The 21,782-nt window shown below is 42.8% G+C and carries 21 protein-coding genes; 2 read left to right on the plus strand and 19 right to left on the minus strand.

The window, feature by feature from the left end; translation table 11 throughout:
* Positions 1-82 precede the first annotated feature (82 nt).
* The 5 genes from PVE40_RS09370 to PVE40_RS09390 all read right to left on the minus strand — a co-directional run bounded on the left by PVE40_RS09370 (position 83) and on the right by PVE40_RS09390 (position 4,964).
* Positions 83-508 carry a hypothetical protein gene (locus PVE40_RS09370; protein WP_274731652.1) on the minus strand — a complete coding sequence of 142 codons (426 nt, stop codon included), beginning with the start codon at positions 506-508 and terminating at the stop codon, positions 83-85.
* A 16-nt stretch (positions 509-524) separates the two neighbouring features.
* The gene (locus PVE40_RS09375; RefSeq protein ID WP_274731653.1) at positions 525-1,625 is read right to left on the minus strand and encodes a glycoside hydrolase family 88/105 protein; all 1,101 of its coding nucleotides are present in this window, start codon (positions 1,623-1,625) and stop codon (positions 525-527) included.
* 142 nt (positions 1,626-1,767) lie between these two features.
* Positions 1,768-3,324, minus strand: coding sequence for an extracellular solute-binding protein (locus tag PVE40_RS09380; protein ID WP_274731654.1), 1,557 nt, complete (start codon positions 3,322-3,324; stop codon positions 1,768-1,770).
* On the minus strand, positions 3,321-3,974 hold the full coding sequence (locus tag PVE40_RS09385) for a YesL family protein (RefSeq protein WP_274731655.1): 654 nt from the start codon (positions 3,972-3,974) through the stop codon (positions 3,321-3,323). The genes PVE40_RS09380 and PVE40_RS09385 overlap by 4 nt, the downstream gene beginning before the upstream one ends.
* Before the next feature lie 30 nt (positions 3,975-4,004).
* Positions 4,005-4,964: an ABC transporter permease gene (locus tag PVE40_RS09390; RefSeq protein ID WP_274731672.1), complete on the minus strand. Its 960-nt coding sequence runs from the start codon at positions 4,962-4,964 to the stop codon at positions 4,005-4,007.
* 408 nt (positions 4,965-5,372) lie between these two features.
* Between PVE40_RS09390 and PVE40_RS09395 the strand changes: the two genes are divergently transcribed.
* A complete protein-coding gene (locus tag PVE40_RS09395) occupies positions 5,373-6,290 on the plus strand; it encodes a carbohydrate ABC transporter permease (protein ID WP_420828527.1) in 918 nt (305 codons plus the stop codon).
* Between the two features lie 289 nt (positions 6,291-6,579).
* Here PVE40_RS09395 and PVE40_RS09400 read toward each other — a convergent pair whose 3' ends face one another.
* The 4 genes from PVE40_RS09400 to PVE40_RS09415 form a co-directional block, all read right to left on the minus strand.
* The gene (locus PVE40_RS09400) at positions 6,580-7,422 is read right to left on the minus strand and encodes a sugar phosphate isomerase/epimerase family protein (RefSeq protein ID WP_274731656.1); all 843 of its coding nucleotides are present in this window, start codon (positions 7,420-7,422) and stop codon (positions 6,580-6,582) included.
* The gene (locus PVE40_RS09405) at positions 7,423-8,103 is read right to left on the minus strand and encodes a rhamnogalacturonan acetylesterase (protein ID WP_274731657.1); all 681 of its coding nucleotides are present in this window, start codon (positions 8,101-8,103) and stop codon (positions 7,423-7,425) included.
* Positions 8,100-8,831: an alpha/beta hydrolase gene (locus PVE40_RS09410; RefSeq protein ID WP_274731658.1), complete on the minus strand. Its 732-nt coding sequence runs from the start codon at positions 8,829-8,831 to the stop codon at positions 8,100-8,102. Before PVE40_RS09410 ends, PVE40_RS09405 begins: the two co-directional genes overlap by 4 nt.
* A gap of 74 nt (positions 8,832-8,905) precedes the next feature.
* Complete coding sequence (locus PVE40_RS09415) at positions 8,906-9,526, minus strand: flavin reductase family protein (protein ID WP_274731660.1); 621 nt, start codon at positions 9,524-9,526, stop codon at positions 8,906-8,908.
* 152 nt (positions 9,527-9,678) lie between these two features.
* Between PVE40_RS09415 and PVE40_RS09420 the strand changes: the two genes are divergently transcribed.
* Positions 9,679-10,581, plus strand: coding sequence for an exonuclease domain-containing protein (locus PVE40_RS09420; RefSeq protein ID WP_274731661.1), 903 nt, complete (start codon positions 9,679-9,681; stop codon positions 10,579-10,581).
* Here the strand turns inward: PVE40_RS09420 and PVE40_RS09425 are convergent.
* The 10 genes from PVE40_RS09425 to PVE40_RS09470 all read right to left on the minus strand — a co-directional run bounded on the left by PVE40_RS09425 (position 10,578) and on the right by PVE40_RS09470 (position 21,558).
* Entirely contained in the window at positions 10,578-11,642 is a 1,065-nt protein-coding gene (locus PVE40_RS09425) for a hypothetical protein (protein WP_274731662.1), read from the minus strand. The two genes, PVE40_RS09420 and PVE40_RS09425, sit on opposite strands and share 4 nt — an antisense overlap.
* Positions 11,639-14,053, minus strand: coding sequence for a PEP/pyruvate-binding domain-containing protein (locus PVE40_RS09430; RefSeq protein WP_274731663.1), 2,415 nt, complete (start codon positions 14,051-14,053; stop codon positions 11,639-11,641). Before PVE40_RS09430 ends, PVE40_RS09425 begins: the two co-directional genes overlap by 4 nt.
* Before the next feature lie 6 nt (positions 14,054-14,059).
* A complete protein-coding gene (locus PVE40_RS09435) occupies positions 14,060-14,947 on the minus strand; it encodes a UbiA family prenyltransferase (RefSeq protein ID WP_274731664.1) in 888 nt (295 codons plus the stop codon).
* The gene (locus PVE40_RS09440; protein WP_274731665.1) at positions 14,937-15,809 is read right to left on the minus strand and encodes a phosphatidylserine decarboxylase; all 873 of its coding nucleotides are present in this window, start codon (positions 15,807-15,809) and stop codon (positions 14,937-14,939) included. Before PVE40_RS09440 ends, PVE40_RS09435 begins: the two co-directional genes overlap by 11 nt.
* A gap of 3 nt (positions 15,810-15,812) precedes the next feature.
* Positions 15,813-16,442, minus strand: coding sequence for a CDP-alcohol phosphatidyltransferase family protein (locus PVE40_RS09445; RefSeq protein WP_274731666.1), 630 nt, complete (start codon positions 16,440-16,442; stop codon positions 15,813-15,815).
* Positions 16,443-16,457: 15 nt separating this feature from the next.
* Positions 16,458-17,054 (minus strand): CDP-archaeol synthase, encoded by a 597-nt coding sequence (locus PVE40_RS09450; RefSeq protein WP_274731667.1) that lies wholly within the window; start codon positions 17,052-17,054, stop codon positions 16,458-16,460.
* 247 nt (positions 17,055-17,301) lie between these two features.
* Positions 17,302-18,012, minus strand: a complete 711-nt coding sequence (locus tag PVE40_RS09455) for a lysophospholipid acyltransferase family protein (RefSeq protein WP_274731668.1) — start codon at positions 18,010-18,012, stop codon at positions 17,302-17,304.
* Between the two features lie 2 nt (positions 18,013-18,014).
* Positions 18,015-18,764 carry a glycosyltransferase family 2 protein gene (locus PVE40_RS09460; RefSeq protein ID WP_274731669.1) on the minus strand — a complete coding sequence of 250 codons (750 nt, stop codon included), beginning with the start codon at positions 18,762-18,764 and terminating at the stop codon, positions 18,015-18,017.
* Between the two features lie 74 nt (positions 18,765-18,838).
* On the minus strand, positions 18,839-19,657 hold the full coding sequence (locus tag PVE40_RS09465) for an undecaprenyl-diphosphate phosphatase (protein ID WP_274731670.1): 819 nt from the start codon (positions 19,655-19,657) through the stop codon (positions 18,839-18,841).
* Positions 19,658-19,809: 152 nt separating this feature from the next.
* Positions 19,810-21,558 (minus strand): DUF4153 domain-containing protein, encoded by a 1,749-nt coding sequence (locus tag PVE40_RS09470; RefSeq protein ID WP_274731671.1) that lies wholly within the window; start codon positions 21,556-21,558, stop codon positions 19,810-19,812.
* Between the last annotated feature and the right edge of the window lie 224 nt (positions 21,559-21,782).

Below are 21,782 nucleotides of genomic sequence, written 5' to 3' on the forward strand. Positions count from 1 at the left end.
AACACCTCCGACATAGTATTTGGTATTATACCATTCCGAAGGTGTTTTATATTGTCTCATTTATTTGTGTTAGTCTAAGGGACTAAATCCCTGCCTCGTTGTTTTCTTCTGCTGGTTTTCTCAATAAACACATACCCATCGTAACGAAAAATAGAAAAGCGAAGTGATAGGCAACGAATTGGCTTCCCAAAAGAACAATCACTCCACTGGCACCATAGAAAATGGCAGCTCGTCTTGGATATTTATTGTGCGAGACGAATAAATTCCCTAATGATACGAGCACAAGCGTCAAAAATGCGGTGACGCCAAACCAAGCGGCAAGTGTTCGCATGCTCTCAAATCCGTCTTGTGCGTCCATTCCAGGAATGGTTTCCTTGAATATTGGCACAACCACTTCATTAAAAGTGGCTTCATCCATGCCAAAAATCGTTAGAGAAAATCCTCCTAAAAACAACAAGACTAGTACGGTGCCGATGATGGCAATTATTTTTTCGGGTCGTCGACTCATGCCCTCTCTCCTTCTCTTACAATTGTTCTACTCGTACAGCTGCTTGCAAGAATGCGCCGTATCCTTTGAAATCATTGGTTATAATTGGTTCACTGATATAGTATACAAAAGTTCCGTCACGTTTGTCATCCCCGCCTAACCCTGCCACTTCACAGCAACGAGCAAGGTTCACCCAGTTTTCTTTTGTATAGAAGACGAATTCTTCTTGCAGTCCGACATAGCTTTCTTGAATAAAAGGAAGCCACTCTTCGCCTAAAACGCCTAATTGATAGCCTTTTGCAGCTGCTGCCACAATCATGCTGGTAGCAGAAGCTTCCAAATAGTTGCCACGCTCTTCACCTTTATCCAATATCTGGTACCAGACTTTCGTAGTTGGATCTTGTACTTTTTTCAACGCTTCCATCAAGGATATTAATTGTTCTGCTAAAACTGTTCTGCCTGCATGCGTTTCCGGCAAAATTTGGATGGTATCTACCAGTGCCATCACGTACCAGCCCATGGAACGACCCCAGAAGTGAGGAGAAAGCCCAGTTTCTGGATCGGCCCACTCTTGCTGGCGCTTCTCATCCCATGCATGATACAAGAGACCTGTCTCTTCATCAAGAGTATGCTTGTAGCAGAGCTCGAATTGCTTGATGACATCTTCGATGCCTTCCCCTTCACAAAAAGTCATCAGATATTCCGCATAGAAGGGCGCTCCCATATAGAGCCCGTCTAACCACATTTGGTACGGATAGATTTTCTTGTGCCAGAATCCGCCTTCTGAAGTACGCGGCATTTCTTTTAGTTGATTGAACAAACGCTCCATTGCTTTTTTATATTTTTCTTCTTTGGTGTCTTCATAGAGTGAAAAAAGAATCTTCCCGTTATTCACATAGTCAATATTCATTGCCTCAAAACGATATCCTTTAATTTCACCATCTTCTTGAATGAAGTAATCCATATTTTGTTTCACATAATCGCGGTAAGCTGGATTTTTGGTTTGATCGTAACGGTCCAATACCCCTTTTAGGACGACTCCAAAATCATAAGACCATTTTCCTTGATAGTTTTTTGCCTCTGCTAAAACCGGGTAACGTTCCAATAAAGTTTGCATGATCTGTTCTGAAAGTTGCATGTGTGACGATTCCTCCTATTTATAGAAAAAAGGCTGGGAGATGACTCCCGCCTCCTTATTATCAAAATAAAGTAAATACATTCGTTCCAAAACGCAGGCCCGAATCATCAGGCCCGTTCGCGTTTTGTCCCTTATTCACTGATTAGTTTACTTCTTTGTAGTTTGCAGTGAATTCATCGATAACGGTTTGTCCGCCATTTTGCAAGAATGTATCAACTGCTGCGTCAAAGCCATCCATTTCGATTTCACCCATCATGTATTGATAGTATGCATCTTCAATTCCTTCTACCAGTGAGCTCCATTGTGTTGTGTATGTTTCGGACTCTAGTGGTTGAGCTGGGTTGATTACAGCAAACTCTGTATTTTCTTCAATTTTCTCTGTTGCTTCGTTAGATAGTTCAGATTCTACTTTGAAACTTGCAACTAATTCAGATGGACGAGAACCAGCGTATGGTTGAACTTCTTGTTGCCATACAGTGTCGTCTAATCTCTTGTAAATGTCGCCCTCTGCTATTTCATAGTGTACGCCTTCAATACCATGTGTCATTAAGGTGTATGGTTCCATATCCATCAAGTCATTGATGAATTGAAGTACAACGAGCAGGTCTTCTTCAGTTTCTACGTTTGTTTTCGGAATAGCTAACCAGCCACCCATACCACCGTTTGTGTCAGAAAGCACACGACGTTCTACATCTTCATGTGTTAAGTCGTTTACTAATACCCAGTCCATTGTTTCTTCTTGCGGTGTTCCTACTGCGCCCATCATGTAGTTGTTTGCATCAAACAATCCGCTGAAAACAATTCCTCCTTTTCCGTTTACAAGGTAGTCTTTTTGGTCATTCTTCGCCATAACAGCAAAGTCAGAGTTCATCCAACCATTGGAGTAAACCTCACGGTACCATTCCATTGCTTCCTTAAATTCAGGTTGCATGAACGATGGAATAATTTCTCCTTTGTCATTTACATCGAAGAAGTTCCCAGCTCCAAAAATCCCTGATAAGTAACGGAAGCCAACTGCATACGATTCTGCACGGTCCACAATCCCTACTGTGTCGTCCACACCGTTGCCATCTGGATCATCTTCACTGAAGGCACGTGCTACTTCTCCAAGCTCTTCTACTGTTTTTGGAACTTCTAGGCCTAGATTTTCCAACCAGTCTTTACGAATCAAAGTTCCATAACGAGCAACTTGTTTTTGGAAAGGAACACCATACAATTTTCCGCCAATACGAGATACTTCGATTGTTTCATCGGAAATTGTAGCTAGGTTTTCAAATTGATCTAGGTACGGTTCTACATCCCAGAACATACCGGATGCAAGTGCTTGACGTACAGTTGTGTTTGAAATTTGAGTTAAGGATACAATGTCAGCTAAAGTACCGGAAGCTAGTGCCGCATTGATTCGTTCTTCTTTAGAAGCATCTGGTACCCATTGGAATTCAATGTCCATACCGGTGTGTTCTTCCAATTTTGATTCTACATCCCCACTTGGTGGTGCTGGTGTATGAAGCATGGTCATCCAAGAAACACTATCTTTTGTACTTGTATTTTCTGTTGCGGTTGTTTCTGATGATTGCGAAGATCCTGTATCCTTGCTGGTTGTTTCGCCTGCTGATCCTGCGCCTTCTCCCCCACAAGCAGCTAGCAAAACACTAGCAGTTAATAAACTTGTAAAGAAACCAAATTTTTTCTTTTTCATTTTGACTCTCCTTTGAGTATGTTTTTTATATTTTCTTCATCCTTTTTCCCATCCGATTCAAAGTCTGCGATGATCCGTGTTCCGGTAAAGGCAATTGCGGCCCCCATGAATCCGATTCCAAAAAGGAGTAAAAGACTAGAGTAAGTAATGGACAATAAATAGTATACGCCAAGCACGATTGTCCATAGAATAATAGTGTAGTGAAGGTAGCCGAGTCCCATCATCATGGATGCTTGGGCAATCTCTCGAATGGTCTCGTATGTTAACGCTGCCATTACGTTATAAAGATGTGTGCTCCCCACTAAAAAGATGACCAGCATAAGTACATTGGTTACTTGTAAGAACCACGCTGTCACATTGAAAATATTGAAGACTAATACGGCTAGAATGATTCCCTGTATCCAACTGATGGCGACGGTTTGTTTGAACCGTTCTTGATAATATTGCCAAAACGTTTGAAATACGGGAGGCTCTTCCTTTAAGCGGAACCAGCGATCATAGTACTTCGTCATTGCATAGGTCGCCGGCCCAATTCCAAATAGGAAAAGGCCAAGTAAGGAGAAAGCAAACCAAAGCAAGTTCAAGTAGGCAATCTTCCAAAATCCACTTAAGTAATCATTTAATTTCGTCATCTTATCCAACGTAGCCATACGCTTTCTCCTTTCTTGTCTTTCCGTTCATTAGTATACGCCGTCTTCGCCGACTTTTTTCGCTAGCTTATTCGCTAGAACAACAAGGATTAAACCAATCAATCCTTTGAATAATCCAACTGCTGTAGAATAGCTAAGTTGTCCATTTTGAATACCAGCTGTATAGACATATGTGTCAAAAATTTGGGCTACATCTCGGTTTAAGGAGTTCATCAAGAGGAACATATGCTCAAATCCGAGTTCCAAAACATCACCGATTTTCAAAATTAATAAGGTAATAATGGTTGGGCGAATCGCTGGCAAGGTAATATGCCAAATCTTACGGAACCGGTTCGCGCCGTCCATGTCTGCTGCTTCAAATAATTGTTCATCAACGTTTGTGATCGCGGCTAAATATACAATCGTACCCCAACCAGCGCCCTTCCAAACTTGTTGGAAGATATACATCGGCCGCAACCAATTTGGATTGGTTAGGAAAGATATCCGTTCTCCGCCATTTGCTTGAATGATATTATTAATGACCCCACCTTCAGTGGTTAGCAACACATAGAAAATTGATACTACAATAACCCATGACATGAAGTGAGGCAAGTAGATAATGGTTTGAATTCCTTTTCTCAGCTTCTTGCTTCTCAGTTCATTTAACAATATGGCCAATAGGATCGGGAACGGAAACGAGAAGGCAATGTTCATTCCAAAAATAACCAAAGTGTTTCGCATTAATAGAACAAACGTGTCTTCCGTAAAGAGACGAATAAAGTGCTTCAAGCCTACAAACGGACTCCCTGCAATACCAGCCCATGGTTGATAATCTTGGAAAGCAATAATTAATCCACCCATCGGTAGATACTTGAAGACTAGGAAATACAAAATACCGGGCAATAACATCAAATATAAGAACTTACTCGATTTCACTTGCGCCCATTTCTTTTTCCGCAAGCGCGCTTTTCGTTCTTTTTTTGTCCGCTGAATGGGAAGTGTGCTTGCCACTGTTTCTTCTATCGTTCCTTCAAACACATTCTCAGTTGCTGTTTTTTCCAAAGCGGATTCCTCCAATTCTCTTTCGTTAACTATTATGTGTGAATCGTTTTTTTCATTTCGGCTACATTCATCATACCCAATAAACAAGATTACGGAAATAATCATTTTCTTATCATTGAAAACGGAACCATTTTCCGCAAGGTTACTGAGGAATATCGGTAAGCGGTATCATTATTTGTTTGGAATTTCTATTTCTTCTGAGAGATGATTATCCTTCTATTTGGTTCCTGTGATGGTGATTATTTACGCTATCCCCTCTTCATGATACAGTAAACCTGTAAACGTTTTAGATTTTTATTTCGGCAAACTTAAAAATCGACTATTTGAAAATATAGTAAATGGAGGCATGAAAATCCAATGATGAAGTCTAAAACCAAACCCGTCAGTCGGAAAGAAGCGCAAAAGTGGAAATATGCCACACCCGGTGAAAAACTATTTGATGTCGCAAACATCGTTTTTCTCGTGCTCTTCGCTTTAATCTGTTTTATTCCTTTTGTAAATATTCTCGCAACTTCCTTTGCTACGCCAGGTGAGATTACAACTCGTACCTTTATCTTGTTCCCAAAAACTTTTACCCTTGATGCGTATCGGTATATTCTATCTACACCAACCATCTTCCGTAGTATCGGTGTTTCTTTATTCGTTACAGGTGTTGGTACCTTTATTAGTATGGTTGCTACTGCCTTTATGGCCTATGCCCTATCACGCAGATACTTACCAGGTCGCCGCATCTTCAACTTCATGATCGTCTTTACGATGCTCTTTAGTGGAGGAATGATTCCTAGTTTCTTAGTAGTGAACAACTTAGGTTTGATTGATTCTCTGTGGGCTTTGATTCTACCTGTTGCAATCAGTGCCTATAATATGATTATTATGCGGAATTTCTTCCAAGGTATTCCTGATAGTTTAGAAGAATCTGCGAAAATGGACGGCTGTACGGACTTCGGTGTTTTCTTCCGAATTATCCTACCGCTATCGCTGCCTTCTATCGCAACAATTTCTCTATTCTATGCAGTAACCTACTGGAATACGTACCAAAGTGCGATTCTCTACATCAACGATCCAGATAAATGGCCGATTCAAGTTCTCTTGCGTCAAATCGTTTTAGTATCGAGCGGAATGAATGCCGATGCAACCGTAGTCGATGTGGTTCCTCCTGCACAATCTGTGAAAATGGCCGTTATCGTGATTGCTACCTTACCAATGTTAATCGCATATCCATTCGTGCAAAAATACTTTGTTAAAGGCGCAATGGTTGGTTCTGTAAAAGGATAATCAGAAGAATCTGGTACAAAAAACAGCTCTTGTAACCCTTTTGAGGGTGGCGAGAGCTGTTTTTCTGGTTTTTTCCTGTTGAGGAAATTTCCGATTAATCTTTCGTTGCGATAGTGCGGGCAAACGAATCGCTATCACAACGATAAATCACTTACCGTTGTGATAGCGCACGAATAATCTCTGCTATCACAACGCAACAGGCCTTTTCGTTGCGATAGAAGGAAACCTGGTTACGCTATCGCAACGAAAAGTAATAAAAAGATGAGTCGGGATTTTTCCCGACTCATTTCTATACTTCTTGATAAATCTTCTGAATGAGCGCTACACTATCAGCTAAGTGTGGCTCTGTTGTTGCTTCTAGTGATGTGAAGATATGTGGTTTTTTGTATTTTGCATAACGCATAATGGGTGTGTAATCCATCCAACCATGACCTACTGGCACAATTTTCACTTTATTATCCTCTACAATGAAATCTTTAATATGTAGAGCGACAATGACATCGTCCAACAACTCAAACGCCTCTGCAACAACTTCTGCTTGTCTCTCGTAATTTGAAACAGACATCAAATTCGCGCAGTCCAAAATAATCTTTAAGTTTGGTGAATCTACTTCATCCACCAAGCGCCGTGCTAGCGGTGCCGTATAAACGGGATGATTGATTCCCGCCTCGATCGCCACAATGACACCGAACCGCTCCGCTTCTGTTACCATTTCTTTCACAGAAACCACCGCTTTTTGGAAAGCCTCTTCAGTAAAGTTTTCTTCGGTATATCCTTGTCCGACCGATCCCGTTTCTGTTGCGACCATCGCAGCATTAAAATCTTTGGCCAAATGGAGATGCTTTTTGAAATTTTCAATGGCTTGTTTTCGCTCGTCTAAGTCTGTGGCAACAATATTCACATAACTACCTAAAATAGAAATTTTAATTCCTGCTTGATTAAAATTTGAAGCAAAATAATTTGCTGTTCCTGGTGTCATTTGCTGAATCGTAGGGGCACTATCAGGAAATGACTTTTTGATTGCAAAATGTGCATGGTTGAATTCGTATTGTTTCATTTTTTCAATCAACGCTGGAAGTGGGACTTGTCCCAAATCATGCGCTCTGATTCCTAATTGCAATGGGATAGACATTTAATCGTTTCCTTTCTGTTGGGTAATAGATGGAATGGCATGTTTCAGTTCTTCAGCTACCAGCTCCGCCACTCTTCGAGCTCCTGTTTCATTGAAGTGAGTGTTATCCACTACTCCATCTGGATAGTTGGGGTGAACTCCTTTTTCTAACTGAAGAAATAGCGCAGCCGACTGCATCTCTCCTAAAGAAACAAGAAGTTCCTGTGTACGTTTGAATAAATCTAGCGATACGACACCTTGAACTTTGGCGAAGGCCAAAGCTGCGTCAGGATATGCACCTAACGTATTGGGGTCCAGCTCTCCGTCCTTAAATGCTCGGCGGCTTACGGACGTTAGAATGACCGGCGTTGCCTGCTTTTTCTGCGCTGCTTCTGTGAATATCCGCAAATTTTCTTGATAGCTCTCAAAAGGTTCTGTATAACGGGTTGGGTCTTCTTCTTTTTGATCATTATGACCAAATTGAATCAGCAAGTAATCTCCTTCTTGCATGCCTTCTTCCACTGCTTGAAACAGCCCTTCATCAAGAAACGATTTGGTACTGCGGCCGTTCATCGCGTGGTTTTTTACAACTACTCCCGGCAAGAATTGTTCCAGGTGCTCTCCCCAGCCCGATTCTGGTCGTTTATCGGCATCCTTTTTGGCGGCGGTTGAATCGCCAATGATATAAATGGTTGGTTTCATGAGATTACTCCATTCTTTTGCAGCCAGCGTTCTAGTTGCTGGGTCCAATCTTTGGTAAATCGTTCTTCTTCTGCCAGCCCTAACCCATGGCGTCCCGTTTGAAAGATATGCAATTCATACGGTACTTGATGAGCACTCAATTGGCTCGCATACAACAACACATTCTCTACCGGCACCGCTTGATCTTCTGCTGTATGCCAGAGGAAGGTGGTCGGTGTCTCTTTCGAAACGAGATGTTCCGGAGAGTAGGCATACCATTCTTCTTCTTTTCCATTCGGTAAAATCTGTTCTCTAGATCCTTCATGGACATGTGGCTCAAAAAGCGAAATAACAGGGTAAGACAAAATATTGAAGTCGGGCTTTCGAGTGTTTTTCGTGCTGCACAACGCTGCCAAGTGTCCGCCCGCCGAAAAGCCAATGATGCCGATTGGACCGTAAGCAGGATTTTTTTGTAGGTCTGCCAAAATTTCTTGTACTTGTTCCAGCAATAAGTCAATATCGACCGGATCTAATTGATAGTAAAACACACCGGCATGTATGCCTCTTTGATTGAACCATTCAGCGATGTCCGCACCTTCATGGCTGGCTAAATGATTGTATCCACCACCTGGGAAAACGAGGACAAAAGGATGCACTCCTTCAGCTTCAACTGGAAAAAGTTCTAGAAAAGAACCTTGGGGTACACGCTTGTCTCCGCATGTTTTTCCTTTCTCAAAAACAGGTATCACGTAAAAATCCCTCCTTTTTCTCTTACCATACTGGACTTGTTGCATTCAGTAAATAATCATTTTTGTGGGAGTGGCTAGTTTGGCCGTTCTTTGCGGTATAAGGTGTCCAAGTTCGCATAATAGGGACCCGCTAACCGCGCAACTGGGTTGAGCGCTACAGGATCCACGTACTCTTTTTCCTGATCAAAGACTGCTTCATCAAAATAAAAATCCGATACTTCTAAAAAGAAAAAGTCTGTAACCGTCTTTCCTTCACGGTCTTTCACAGGATGATAGTCATATACGGTTACTTCCATCCGAATTTTTGCTTCTTCAATTCCCGGCGTTTTCACTGAACGGCTAGGTGTCAGATGAAGTCCCGCCCGCTCAATTTCACTTTCCGTTGCTGGAAGCGTCGCGGATGTCTCGTTCATTTGGTCCACCAAGTCGGCGCTCACGATATGCACGACCCCGTGCTGGTACTTCAACAGGTTTCTGGCTGTGTCCTTTGGTTCGCCTTTGCTGCGAATAATTGCCATAGAGATTAAGGCCACTTCATTGGATACGCCGCTGGTAAAACTAAAGGGAGCAGCATTGACCGTTCCTGTTTCTTCGTCGAGTGTCGTAATCCAGCCAATCGCCCGAGGGACGATACTGCCGGAAATCATTTTATACATGCGTTTGTTATCTAATTCTTTGGTCTCGTAGTGGTACATACCCGCACCTCTTTCTAATCATTTCTTCTATTATAACGAATTTGAAATAATATAGAAAACAAAGCTGTTTCCGGCAATAGAATGGGATCATTTATTTTTAACGGAATTCCTGTATAATTGGAAGTAAATACAAATGGAAGAAGGTAGAACGTTTGGATTTTGTAGCCATTGACTTTGAAACGGCCAATAACCGCGGTGACAGTATTTGTTCCATCGGGATGAGCCGTTTCTCAGATGGAAAAGAAACAGACCGCTACTATCGCCTGATTAATCCGATGCAATCATTTAGTCCCGGCAATATCCGGGTGCACGGTATTTATCCAGATGATGTATATGATGAACCTCGCTTTGATGAATTGTATCCAGAAATTCGTGCCTTTATCGGCGATGACCCTTTAGTTGCCCACTTTGCTCCCTTTGATATGAACTGTCTGCAGAAGTCTATTGAAACGTACCGCCTGCCTAAAATGGAAAATGAATATTTCTGTTCTTGTGCAATGGCGAAAAAACTTTTGGATTTACATAGTAACAGCTTGGTGAATGTATTGGATTATTACGGTTTAACGATTGAAAATCACCATAATGCTATGGATGATGCGGCAGCTTGCGGGATGATTGCCAGTAAATTGCTACGCCCCTATGATTATGAGATTGAAGGATTCTTAGAGGAACACCACTATCGAATGGGGAAATTATTCTCGCACCGATTTGGTTCTAAAAAGGCTGCTAAATCAAGCACGAAAAAAACGCCCGCAATTAAACCGCAAGGCGTTTCCTTTGATCCCGAACATCCCTTTTACCGCAAACATGTCTGCTTCACTGGACGAATGAAAAGTATGAAGCGCCAAGAAGCGGCGCAATTAGTCGTAAATATTGGTGGCTTTTTCGATCCGCAACTAGCATACGAAACAACGTATCTAGTGATTGCTGATACGGACTGGAAAAAAATCGGTACACCGAGCGAGAGCCGCAAGATGGAAGCTGTTCGCGAAATGCTCGGCAGCGGCCATCCACTCACTGTTCTTTCAGAAAGTGACTTTAAGAAGTTGTTCTAAAGTTCTTTACGGAAATAGCGGTACTGACTTTGCTGTTTAACACTAGGGAATGCATATGAACCAGAGACTTTTCCTGCTTGAATGTAGCTGGAAATGGCTCGGATGTTGTGCTCTTGGTATTCATCCATTAATGCATACACCAATGCAGACCCCAGCCCTTCATGTCCCTCTTTAACACCCATGTATAAAATAACATAGTTACGCGTCGTATATTTTTTCCATAAGAAGCGAAGGATGGTTCTCATCCCGAGCTTCTTTTTGTTTAATAAGGTTCCATAATCCGGCACAGAAATCAGGAAGCCAACTAAGGTTCCGGCTTGATCATACGCCAATTTTACGTAACGCAATTGGAGAATTTGTTTCAGTTTCCCAAATAAGGCAATGAATTCTTCCCGTTTGATTCCCTTAAAGACAGGAAAGGTGCGGAACCGTTCTTGAATCAACTCTGCTACTGCCAAAAAATCTTCATCAATGGTTTGCTTCGTTGGACTCTTTATTTGATACCCTTTTGCTAGGAATTGCTGATAGCGATGGCTATACTTTTCCTTTTTCATGGTCTGATCTACTGGAACGTAATGATTGGAATAGTAAGTAGCTTGGTTGCGATAACCATTCTGTTCCCAAAAGGCAGAATAATACGGTTGTTGATACAGCTCAGTGAAATAAGGCTGCTTGTCAAAATGGTCTACTTTCAGTCGGTATCCCAGCCAAAAACTCGCATTCAACGGGCCTTCAACAGACGTTTTCCCAGCCTCTCGGGCTACCGCTTCCGCCTGGGCAAACAAATCAGCGGCTGCTGCTTGATTGGGCTTACTCTCAAAGTATCCTACATAAGCGACTGGATCATCTGGGTACAGGGTGACAACCGCACGAGAAAGGATGACTTCTCCTTCTTTTACAACAAGTGGAACGACTTGAAAATAATGGCTTAAGGGGTGCTGTTCCATTAAAATTTGTTCCAGCTCCACTTGATCTTCCGTTCGGAATTGAGGGGTATACAACTGATCCGAGAAAGTCAAAAAAGCATTTCGATCTTCCTCGCTCCATAGCTCAACGGTCACTCCACCACTTCCTTTCTTTCCAGAAGTGTAAGCACGCCGGTATTGCCGTTCAGTTCTACCACGTCACCAGTGCGGAACCATTCGGTGGCATTTTTTATTCCAACAACAGCTGGAATCCCCAGCTCGCGAGAAATAATTGCCGTATGAGAAAGAAGGGAACCTTTTTCTGCAATCACTCCTTTTGCTTGAGTCAGTAAGAATACCCATCCTGGATCGGTCATTCGTGTCACCAAAATCTTGTCACGTGCACCGTCCTTCACTTCACTTGGATCTTGAACAACCAAAACTTCTCCGGTTATGATTCCATTGGATGTTGGTACACCGATAACGGTTGTAAAAGATTCTGTTTGAAGCACGGTTTCTGCTTGGCGCACCGCTTTGTTGAAGGGTTGTCCTTGGAATACCAAGTATCCGTATGCTGGCAAGGTCTTAAATCCTGCATAAGCGTGCTTCCTGGATGCCACTATTTGTGGGTCCAACTGATCCAGCTCATCCATGCGGTGCCAGAAAATATCCTCTTCCCTGTCCAGTTGGCCCTTTGCTACCGCCAACTTGCCTCTTGTTACCATCATCGTTCGCACCATACCATAAATACGGCTGCGGTTTAAGCGAGAGGTTTCCCGATGTTGAATCCCAAGCCTTGCTCGCTTACCAAGAAATTGAAAAATCATCTTTCGCCAACCAGTCAACGATAGATTTCCTTCAACTCGCAGAGTCGCCTTCTTCGTTTGTGGCGGCATTTCCGCAAATAGTAAGACTTGTGCAAGGAGACGCATCGGATGGCTGCGGAATGTTTGCGTTTCTAATTTTAATTCTTCCAGCGAACGGTCACCGTATTGATCGAGGTATCCTTCAAACTTCTCGCTAAACCCACTCGTATCTTGTTCTAAAAATTGTTTCAGATCCCGTTCTTCCTTCAACTCTCTTAATGCATCCACCAGTTGATGTTCCTGCACAAATGCAGCCAGCTCCCTCAGAGCCAGCACCGGCTCCATACTTGATATTGCTGGAATTCCAGAGAACCATTGATTCCATTCGGCGACATCACTTGGCTGTCCCCATTTTTCCAATACCTTCTTCAACAGGCCTGTATAAACAAATGCATACAGGTCATTTACCAAGGTCACATCCCAATTCTTGAGTACTCGGTCAGCCAGTGCTTGATACAACTCATCCAGCTCTTCCTCACTCATCTGATGATGGAACTGTTGGTTAAAGTACGCCTCCACTGCGGTAAATTCTGCATCCAAACGCCTCATATTTTTGGGTGCTGCAAAAAATTCTCTGAGAACTCGTCCAGAAATACGTAAACTTTCCCATGTACTCGTTTCTTTTTCCAATTGGGGGGCAAAGGTAGTCTTCTGCTGATCAAACCCCATCATTTCATGCCAAATCGGCAAAACTTGCTTCGGAAAAGGCAAAAACTGGAGCAAGCTATATAAATGATTCATATGATAATACATGCGGCCGTTGATGCAGACGACTAGTTCTTGAAAGACAGGGCGGTACGTTTCCAGTAAGGAAGTGGATTTTGAAAAGCGCCAAACAACACCTTTAAAGACTTGTTCGTAAGCAAACTGGATAAACGTTTCGGTCAACGGTAACGTTAAACCAGGATAACTTTCCACCAGATTGCTGTTGCTGAAAATCATCGGCTGCGTTGCGTCAATCGTGGTAATCGGCCGACTTTGCAAATAGTAAACTTTTCCTTGATAGATGGCGAATTCGCAATCGAGGTATCCTTCTAACCGGTCTACTTGCTCCACTAATTGGGCTATTTCCGTTGCTTCTAGTACCGGACTATCCTCTTCTCTTTCAAAGTAAGAGAGGTCTTCGTCCCGCTTCAAGTAATAAGTAGTAACCGGAACAGTGCCATTTACTACTCCGTCCCCCAGCCCATTGCCCACCACAATCACCGTTTCATTCAATAACCCGTTTGGATTAGCGGTAAACAAAACACCTGCCTTCTCAGCCGGAATCATCACTTGAATAATGACCGCAATCGCTGTTTCTTCCCCTTCCATCTGATGATGGCGCAAGTAGTCCTTTACATGTTCCTTCTCTGCTGACTTCAAACATTGCCAGATTTTTTCAGGGAGTTCTTCTTTTTTCACCTGTAGATACGTATCAAACAATCCCGCAAAGGAAGTCTCAGCGCCATCTTCCTTTTGCGCCGAAGACCGGACAGAAAAAGAGGCAGCATCTCCGCAAACCTCTTCCACCATTTGATACAACATTTCCAGCTCATTTGAATAAAAATGAGCCTCCCCACGCTCACGCAGAATCATCGCGGATTCAGTGCTGAGGAAAAAAAACGCTGGGACCGAAAAACCAACTCGCTGCATCTCTGCTAATTGAAAAGCTTTTCCACCTGCATTTGCCAAGGTAGCATCGTCACTTCTAATCCACATCTACGATTACCTCCAATAAACCAACCCTATTAAAACTAAGAAAATGCCGAGACTAACGAACAAATAGTTCGGAACAATTCCTTTCAAATTCTTCCCTGCCGGATTTCGGTAAAACCGGTACAAGGCATACAGAAGCCCCCCATACGCCAGAACCAGTAGAAACGATCCGGCTTGGCGAAGTACTAAGGCCATCATGAAAAAGAGACCCACTGCCGCAACTCCCAGCACTACGAAGATGGACCCACGAAATCCCCACACTTGGGAATAGGTTACATATTGATTCTCATCCACCGGCGCTTTAATCTTGCGTGAAATTTCCCATAACAAGGCAGGAATATAAATCGCAAAGGCTAGACACACATTTTCCCAAGTCCAGATTGGCAAATCATAGCGGTTCGCCACATAGTGAATCACATAATAGCTCATGATTAATTGCACAGGATTATGAGTGACTAAGGCTAGAACCAAACTAGGTTCAATCTTGTCCCGTTGGAAAAACCAAACGGTCATCAAAAAGCCGTAAAAGAGAAGCACTAAAAAAGGAACAATGGATTGCGGCAGGAATAGATTAACCACAACCATGACAGCACCTACGACCGCACCCAGCGTCCATAAGTCTTTCTTTGACACACGGCCGGACGGTAACGGACGATCAGGATAATTAATCAAATCCTTTTTCAAATCCTTGAATTCATCCGCAATCCGCAACAACATCAAAAAGGCAAAAACGGTATACACGACGCCCAGGTCTGCCCAGGAAAATTCGTAGGTCAGCTTTGTTTCCGCAAAGGCCAACACGCCAAAATACTGAACGGCTACCAATAATAAACTTACAATGAGTCTTGGAATGATTGGATACATCTCTTTTAAGTATACGGCTATTCTATGGAGCATCTTTTTCCCCTACCTTTTCCCCAAGTTGTACTTGTACCTCGATTTGTTTTTCATTTTCGCGTAAAATGTCTGCGTCCAGTTGGATGCTTCCCTTTTGGTAGCAGACGACCATACTGGAGGTACCATACTCGAAATACCCTTTCTCTTCACCACGTTTGAATGATGCCAAACCATGGTCATGCATCTTTCCTACCAACATCGCCCCCACCTCCATGTATAAAACAGGACCGAATGTTTCCGTCAAAAGGAGCTGCCATTGCCGTGTATTTTCGGCGAATACTTTTGTATACTGATGGGCAAGCGGACGAACGGTATGAAGGACCCCTCTAATTGCCTGTTCTTTTACTTTCTTGCCCGCATCCGGATAAACATAGCGGTGATAATCATCCATCGCCAACCGGTACACCAAGCAAGTTCCTCCTTCAAAGAGTTCGGCTGTTTCCTCATCTTGAACCAGCTCACGCAAGGTATAGCGACTCGATTTAATCTGAAATTCGCCACTTTCAGTGATGGGATAAGCGAACAACTTTCCATCTGCAACTGCAATCACATGATTGGGTTCTCGATCAATCGGACGGGCCACGGGGCGCAACTTCCGTGTGAAAAACTCATGGAAGTTGGCAAATTCCTTTTGTTCTGCCTGACTTAGGTCGATGTTGTACTTTTTTGCGAAAGGCTCAATTTTCTTGGCAGACTTAGGCTGTTTGTTTTGTCGCGCTTTCCAGTTGGAGAATTGCGGGCCCACCAAAGCTCGCAGCAACAAGCGTCCCGGGATGGTTTCATATAAGAAGCGCAGGCTCTTCCCGCCAACTTCCTGCTCTTCTATGTATCGCTGACTCAAACGTTGATAAATGTGGACCATTTCCTACCTACTTCCTAATAAGGCAACGAGGAGGATCGCTAGTACCACAAACACAGCGTACATTTTACCACCCGGCTTCGGAATCGGACGGTTCCATACATAAGCTACCCCCATCGCAACATAGAGAACCCCGACCAAGAAACGGAACAGGATTGTTTCAGTTGCCCCAAAAAGCAGAAAAACAGCGTACAAAATCGGTAGGATAAGAGCTATATAGGCAAGTGGGACGCCGATAAAGAATCGAAAGGAGCCACTTTTCCCTTCCTGTTCTTCTTTGGTCAAATGGAAATATCCCAAGCGATGCAACGACATTGCCGCATAAAAAAAGGCAACCAATAGAGTGATTGGCGTTTGGCCAACAAGAGAAAATAAAAGCACAACGGGAAGGCCAACAAATGAAATCATATCTACAAAAGAATCCACATGCTCCCCCATCTGGCGGTCAAATTCGCTGCGCTTGAACCGCTTCGCAAACACGCCATCAAACAAATCGCAAATTCCTGCGATAACAAAGAACAGCATTGCCTGATTCAAATCGCCCAATAGGCTGTTGTATATTCCATTCACCGCGAAAAATAACCCAAGCAAACTGATGCTATTTGCCCAGTGAAAAGCTGGAATCATCTTGTACATCTACCTTCCTCCTCATTAAATTGATTTTTTCCATCCAATTGAAACAAGGACAGCATTGATCGCTAAATGGGTCGCTGCTCCTACCATAACATATCCAAAATAGAGTCCGAATCCCATTGGATAATAAGCTGCCACTACGAGGGCACAACCAAATAAGGAATCCATCTGGTCCAACCACAGATACCGAAGGGGATGGGCCGACGTGGAAGCTTGCCCGGGCGCAATCGAACGCCTGCGTTTCCAAAAACTATTTGGCAATTCAAAAACGATGTAGGCTGCTCCCAATAAACATCCTATCCAGGCATTAAATGCCCATGTATTTTCGTGGAAATAATAGAAATGGTTATGAGATTCCAAAAAAGGCACCCATCTGCATAGAGCGCCCCATCCCATCATGGCGATCGAGGAGCATAGAACCATCAAAAAAGCACCGCGCCAGGTTTTATTTTTCCCAAACAAAGGCCTTCCATCGAACCACTTTTTGTCCCCATCAAGTGGGTGTTCCCACCTTTTCATAAAGGAGGTCTTTAAGATTTTCATATTCAAAACTCCAGCCACAATCACTGGCATCAAGGTTATATACATACTGATCAAAGTCTTTCCTACTTGCATGCCTTCCTCCTTCTCGATACATTTCTTGAATTATAGCATAGTGATGAATTATTTTTGAGTAGGATCCTAATTGCGGTCAAATCTTTCCCAAATAAAACGAAACCGTGCAAGTGAGCTATTTTTTTGGGCTCACTTGCACGGTTTCGGCTATTTTGGTACAAGTGAGCTTTTTTTTAGAGCTCACTTGTACGCTTTTGACCATTTTGGTATGAGTGGGACTTTTTTTTGGCCTCACTTGCATATTTCTTTATGCAGACTCTACCGGCACTTTTTCTGGCACTTTTGCCAGTTCATTTAATGCCATTTGAATATTCCCAGCGACTTGCTGCTTTTCCACGAAGAATTTTTCTGTTCCGGAAAATAGAATCGGGGCACCCACGCGGATTTCCTTGTTCTCACGGTCCGAATACATCGGCACAAAGGGGATGTGTTGTCCGGTTTTGCGATAGTAATACTTTTCGATATACAAGAAGCCTTCATAAATCTCTTTTACTTCTGGACTTGTATCATCATAATAAACATCTGGGAAAATAAGGATGCTCTCGCCGTTCTCTAAGGTGGCCACTGTTTGCTTCATCGTCTGCATCACTTCCCGCGATTGGCGGTACACCGGGATCCCTTTGCCGGATGTGGTTAATGTGGACGCAAACCATGCTAAAGGGTACGCCGCCACTCTAGCTATCCACCTTGGCCAGCCCAATCGTTTGGTGAAGGTATAGTCCACATATTGTGCGTAACACGTCTCAAATTTTAGAAAGACACCTAAAATCCAAGTTTGTACATATTCTGGATACCACACCAGCACACTGACTGGCCCAAATAAATTTTGATGATGAGAAACGTAAACAACCGCTTCTGCATCACTCATTTGATGACCGTTTGAAACAGAAAAACGTGGCGTTACCATTCGCAATAACCTTCGTATTGTTTTATAAAACAACCCGTAGTTTTCTGTCATCGCTAGCGGGTCCCTCCTCGCACTGAAATTTCTTTCCGTTCCACAAGGCGCTTCCTTACTATCAACCCAATGAGAAGTTGCTTGGCAATGCGGAAAGAATCGTAAAATGTTTTATAATGCGTCGCGTGTTTCTCACCAAAATAAAGAGTCTGGATAGAGACTTCATGAACAGGAATGTTTTGCTGAACGGCGTACATGAGCATATTCATCTCGTACTCAAAACGTTCTCCCTTGAGCGCCAACAGCCAATCTAATTCTGACCGGCTAAATCCACGTAATCCCGTTTGTGTGTCCATGAGGTAGGTGCCAAAGAGCAACTTGAAGACACGGCTCGTCAACTTATTACCAAATGCATTCTTACTTGGAACATGCTCCTCGTTGAAGCTCCGCACACCGAGCACAATACCAGCTGGATCCTGCTCCAAGAAACGGCATAGAGCCAGCACATCCTCCACTGCATGTTGCCCATCCGCATCAGCTGTGACCACTGCTCTCAGTTCTGGTCGCTCTTCTTTTATATAGCGAAAGGCAGTCTTCAGGCCGCTTCCTTTTCCTTGGTTCACCTCATGAACCAAAACGGTACAGTTTTGGTTGGAAGCTAACGCATCAAAAATAGACTGGGTAGAAGCCAAACTACCATCATTGATGACAATAATATGCTGAATTCCCTGCGCCTTCAACTCTTCCACATATGGGATAAGCTCCGGCTCAGGATTATAAGTTGGAATGATTACTGCACAATGTTCAAACATAGCTGACCTCTTTTCTATCCTCTTCGGATTGAATTCACCTTCATCATATCATATTTTGAAGGGAGAATAGAAAACTAGCGTACGAGGGCAAAGTAACCAATCACAAGAACGCCTAAAACAATTCGATACCAGCCGAATGCCTTAAAGTCATTGTTTTGGATGTAACGCATCAAGAACTTAATCGCAATAATGGAAACTAAAAATGCTACAACCATCCCGGTTACTAAAATTACCATTTCCATCCCTGTAAAAGTAAAACCAAACTTTGCAAGCTTCAATGCGCTCGCTCCAAACATAACGGGAATCGAAAGGAAGAATGAATACTCAGCCGCAATGAAACGAGAGGTTCCCATTAGAATAGCTCCTAAAATGGTTGCTCCAGAGCGAGAGGTCCCAGGAATGAGCGATAAACATTGGAACAATCCAATGAAGAAGGCGGTACGGTATGACAATTGTTGGAACGTTTGAACGGTTCCGGTCTTCCCTTTGTTCATGTTCTCAACGACAATGAACAAGACACCGTAGACGATTAGCATAATAGAGACAACCCAGTAATTATAGAAATTTGCGTTTAACCAATCATCCAGTAATAATCCTAAAACCCCAGCTGGAAGAACCCCGATGACGACTTTGTACCAGATGTTCATCGTGTCTTTTCTCTCTTCGGTAGACTTCTTCGGTGAAAAGGGGTTTAACTTATGGAAGTAAAGCACCACCACTGCCAAAATGGCGCCTAATTGGATAACGACAAAAAACATTTCCTTAAAGGCAGCACTCACATTCAGTTGGATAAATTCCTCCACCAGTATCATATGTCCGGTACTGGATATTGGTAACCATTCTGTAATCCCCTCGACAATCCCGAGAATAATGGCTTTTAATATTTCAATCATCTGTATTTTATTCCTCCTTCATTTCAATAGTTTTATTTTACTAGACTCACTTTTAATTAGAAACCTATTTTCGTTATCTTAAGGTTTTTTGTAGGATTAGAAGAAAAAACAGACCCGAATACGCGCAATCGAGTCTGCTTTTAGTGAAACGGTTATTTCAAATTCACAAATACCATCATTTCTACATGGACGGTATCACTGTACTCATCTAACAAAATCCCCAGAACCGTTAACTGGACCGATTCATTTTCAAAAACAACCGTCATATCTTCTTGATTCAGCATATTGTTCCCCGTCATGTTATCGAAAACGTGATTGAACAACTCTTCAATGTCTGCCGTAATCAGAACTTCTCCAGCAGCATCTTCCAAGAGAAGAGTAAAGTACGGTTCGCTTTCTTCAACGGATAGAACTAATCCATCATTCAATTCGTAACGTCTGCCTTCACTATCTTGGTTGTTGACGAACACATTCACTAAATACTCTGTTCCTTCCAGAGGCACTACTCCTATTTCACCCCAGTTCAAGGAAGCATACCGTGCTTGCGGACTTTCCGGTCCTCCTATCTCGTACACCATTGGGAATCCAAATGTACGCTCAAAATTTGCATACGTGTCAAAATTTTCCGGCAGATAAGAAACGGTATCTATCTCGCCTATTTGTTCCAGATAACTTACACTGCGCGTGATGGTTACTTTCGCCTCGGTTGGCAGGTCACTTTGCGGCACAATTTCATTTTCTACTAGCAGCTCATACTCGGTTAACGTTTCCGTTAGGCGATTCCTTTGGTTATTACGAGCAACTGTGAAGGCATCACTCGGTGGCATGATGGAAATAAAGGCGAGCACCAACAAAACAGGCACAATCCAACCATTTTTCTTTGGTGAAAGGAAGCCGAAGATGATACCAGCGGCCGTTGCAAAAATTCCAAATAAAATCACGTAATACCGCCCATGGGTGATGCCGAGTTCTTGGATTTTCAAAACACTCGCCACCGTTTGCAACAGTACAATGGGAAGCATGATTTTAGGGAAAACCAATCGGAATAACTTACTAAAACGATGCTCCACGTTACAAACCAGCAAATACACAATGATGACAATCAGCGAGTAGGAAACCAGTAACGGCTCTAATAAGTTATCCGTCCAGAATTGGCCACTAATATTCAAAACTAAATACAATAGTAGAATTACGGTATAAATCGCGAGCAACGGAATCACAATATAGGTAAGGAGAACTTCCAAAAAGCGCGGCACTGTAAAATCCGCTTGTATTTTCTCTTCTATGATTGTCACGTGGCGGTAAACCGGCAACAAGGATAAGAAGTAAACGGGAGCAAACAAACACCAAATCAGGTTTGCAGCATGGGCAATAGCATTCGAATCGATCTCAAACAGGAGAACATTCATACTGGTAATAATCGCCGCCGCACCAATGAGCAACACTCCCGAGAAGAGAATCGTGACAAACAGTGCCTTAAAGAACGCTAAGAAATTCTGATGAAAGTATAAATGGTCATTCTTAATCGTTGGAATCCAGACAATCGCGATAAACAGAGCAAACAACAAAACGATGGAACGGATGGAGTAACCTAGTGGAATATTTTCCACATTGGGAATGGTCCAGTAGTAGAGAAACGTTAGAACCCCCGACGCACCTACCAACAACCACCGATGTGCGGGCCGATCAAAAAAGCGTTCATATACATGTTGCGCTGCGATACTCCCCATTACTCCTGTCAAAAAAGTGAATAGCAGTCTCATATAAGAGTCTACGGATGATTCGATGATGAATGCATTTAAGATTACTACTCCAAAAATCCATAACATGGTTACCGGGTAGCGTTTGAAAGACTGACTCATTCCAGCCAAGTGACTAATCGTACGGTTCCAAATATTCATTTGAAAAACCCCCTTTTTCTTAGCCTACTCTTTCTTTTATTATACTACGAAATGACTGATATAAGAAAATTGAAGGGAGAACTTCTCTCATCAAACTTTTGTCTATTTTATTTTAATCTCTTTTTGATTTTAAGCATTTTTTTGTTACCTGAATAATTCATAGTTTTTCTAAAATGCTCTCTAAGCGTTGTTCCAACACTGTTTTTTGTTTAGTTATCCGACAC

The organism is Jeotgalibaca caeni (genome assembly GCF_028863945.1).
GTDB classification, from domain to species: Bacteria; Bacillota; Bacilli; order Lactobacillales; family Aerococcaceae; genus Jeotgalibaca; species Jeotgalibaca caeni.

What these genes read in the sequence shown, in the direction of transcription:
- PVE40_RS09400 (WP_274731656.1), bottom strand. Translation starts at nt 7,422, where the DNA reads ATGTCTATCCCATTGCAATTAGGAATCAGAGCGCATGATTTGGGACAA.
- PVE40_RS09470 (WP_274731671.1), bottom strand. Translation starts at nt 21,558, where the DNA reads ATGAATATTTGGAACCGTACGATTAGTCACTTGGCTGGAATGAGTCAG.
- PVE40_RS09450 (WP_274731667.1), bottom strand. Translation starts at nt 17,054, where the DNA reads ATGCAAGTAGGAAAGACTTTGATCAGTATGTATATAACCTTGATGCCA.
- PVE40_RS09405 (WP_274731657.1), bottom strand. Translation starts at nt 8,103, where the DNA reads ATGAAACCAACCATTTATATCATTGGCGATTCAACCGCCGCCAAAAAG.
- PVE40_RS09435 (WP_274731664.1), bottom strand. Translation starts at nt 14,947, where the DNA reads ATGCTCCATAGAATAGCCGTATACTTAAAAGAGATGTATCCAATCATT.
- PVE40_RS09380 (WP_274731654.1), bottom strand. Translation starts at nt 3,324, where the DNA reads ATGAAAAAGAAAAAATTTGGTTTCTTTACAAGTTTATTAACTGCTAGT.
- PVE40_RS09430 (WP_274731663.1), bottom strand. Translation starts at nt 14,053, where the DNA reads ATGTGGATTAGAAGTGACGATGCTACCTTGGCAAATGCAGGTGGAAAA.
- PVE40_RS09445 (WP_274731666.1), bottom strand. Translation starts at nt 16,442, where the DNA reads ATGTACAAGATGATTCCAGCTTTTCACTGGGCAAATAGCATCAGTTTG.
- PVE40_RS09460 (WP_274731669.1), bottom strand. Translation starts at nt 18,764, where the DNA reads ATGTTTGAACATTGTGCAGTAATCATTCCAACTTATAATCCTGAGCCG.
- PVE40_RS09375 (WP_274731653.1), bottom strand. Translation starts at nt 1,625, where the DNA reads ATGCAACTTTCAGAACAGATCATGCAAACTTTATTGGAACGTTACCCG.
- PVE40_RS09465 (WP_274731670.1), bottom strand. Translation starts at nt 19,657, where the DNA reads ATGATTGAAATATTAAAAGCCATTATTCTCGGGATTGTCGAGGGGATT.
- PVE40_RS09370 (WP_274731652.1), bottom strand. Translation starts at nt 508, where the DNA reads ATGAGTCGACGACCCGAAAAAATAATTGCCATCATCGGCACCGTACTA.
- PVE40_RS09385 (WP_274731655.1), bottom strand. Translation starts at nt 3,974, where the DNA reads ATGGCTACGTTGGATAAGATGACGAAATTAAATGATTACTTAAGTGGA.
- PVE40_RS09455 (WP_274731668.1), bottom strand. Translation starts at nt 18,012, where the DNA reads ATGACAGAAAACTACGGGTTGTTTTATAAAACAATACGAAGGTTATTG.
- PVE40_RS09415 (WP_274731660.1), bottom strand. Translation starts at nt 9,526, where the DNA reads ATGTACCACTACGAGACCAAAGAATTAGATAACAAACGCATGTATAAA.
- PVE40_RS09395 (WP_420828527.1), top strand. Translation starts at nt 5,373, where the DNA reads ATGATGAAGTCTAAAACCAAACCCGTCAGTCGGAAAGAAGCGCAAAAG.
- PVE40_RS09440 (WP_274731665.1), bottom strand. Translation starts at nt 15,809, where the DNA reads ATGGTCCACATTTATCAACGTTTGAGTCAGCGATACATAGAAGAGCAG.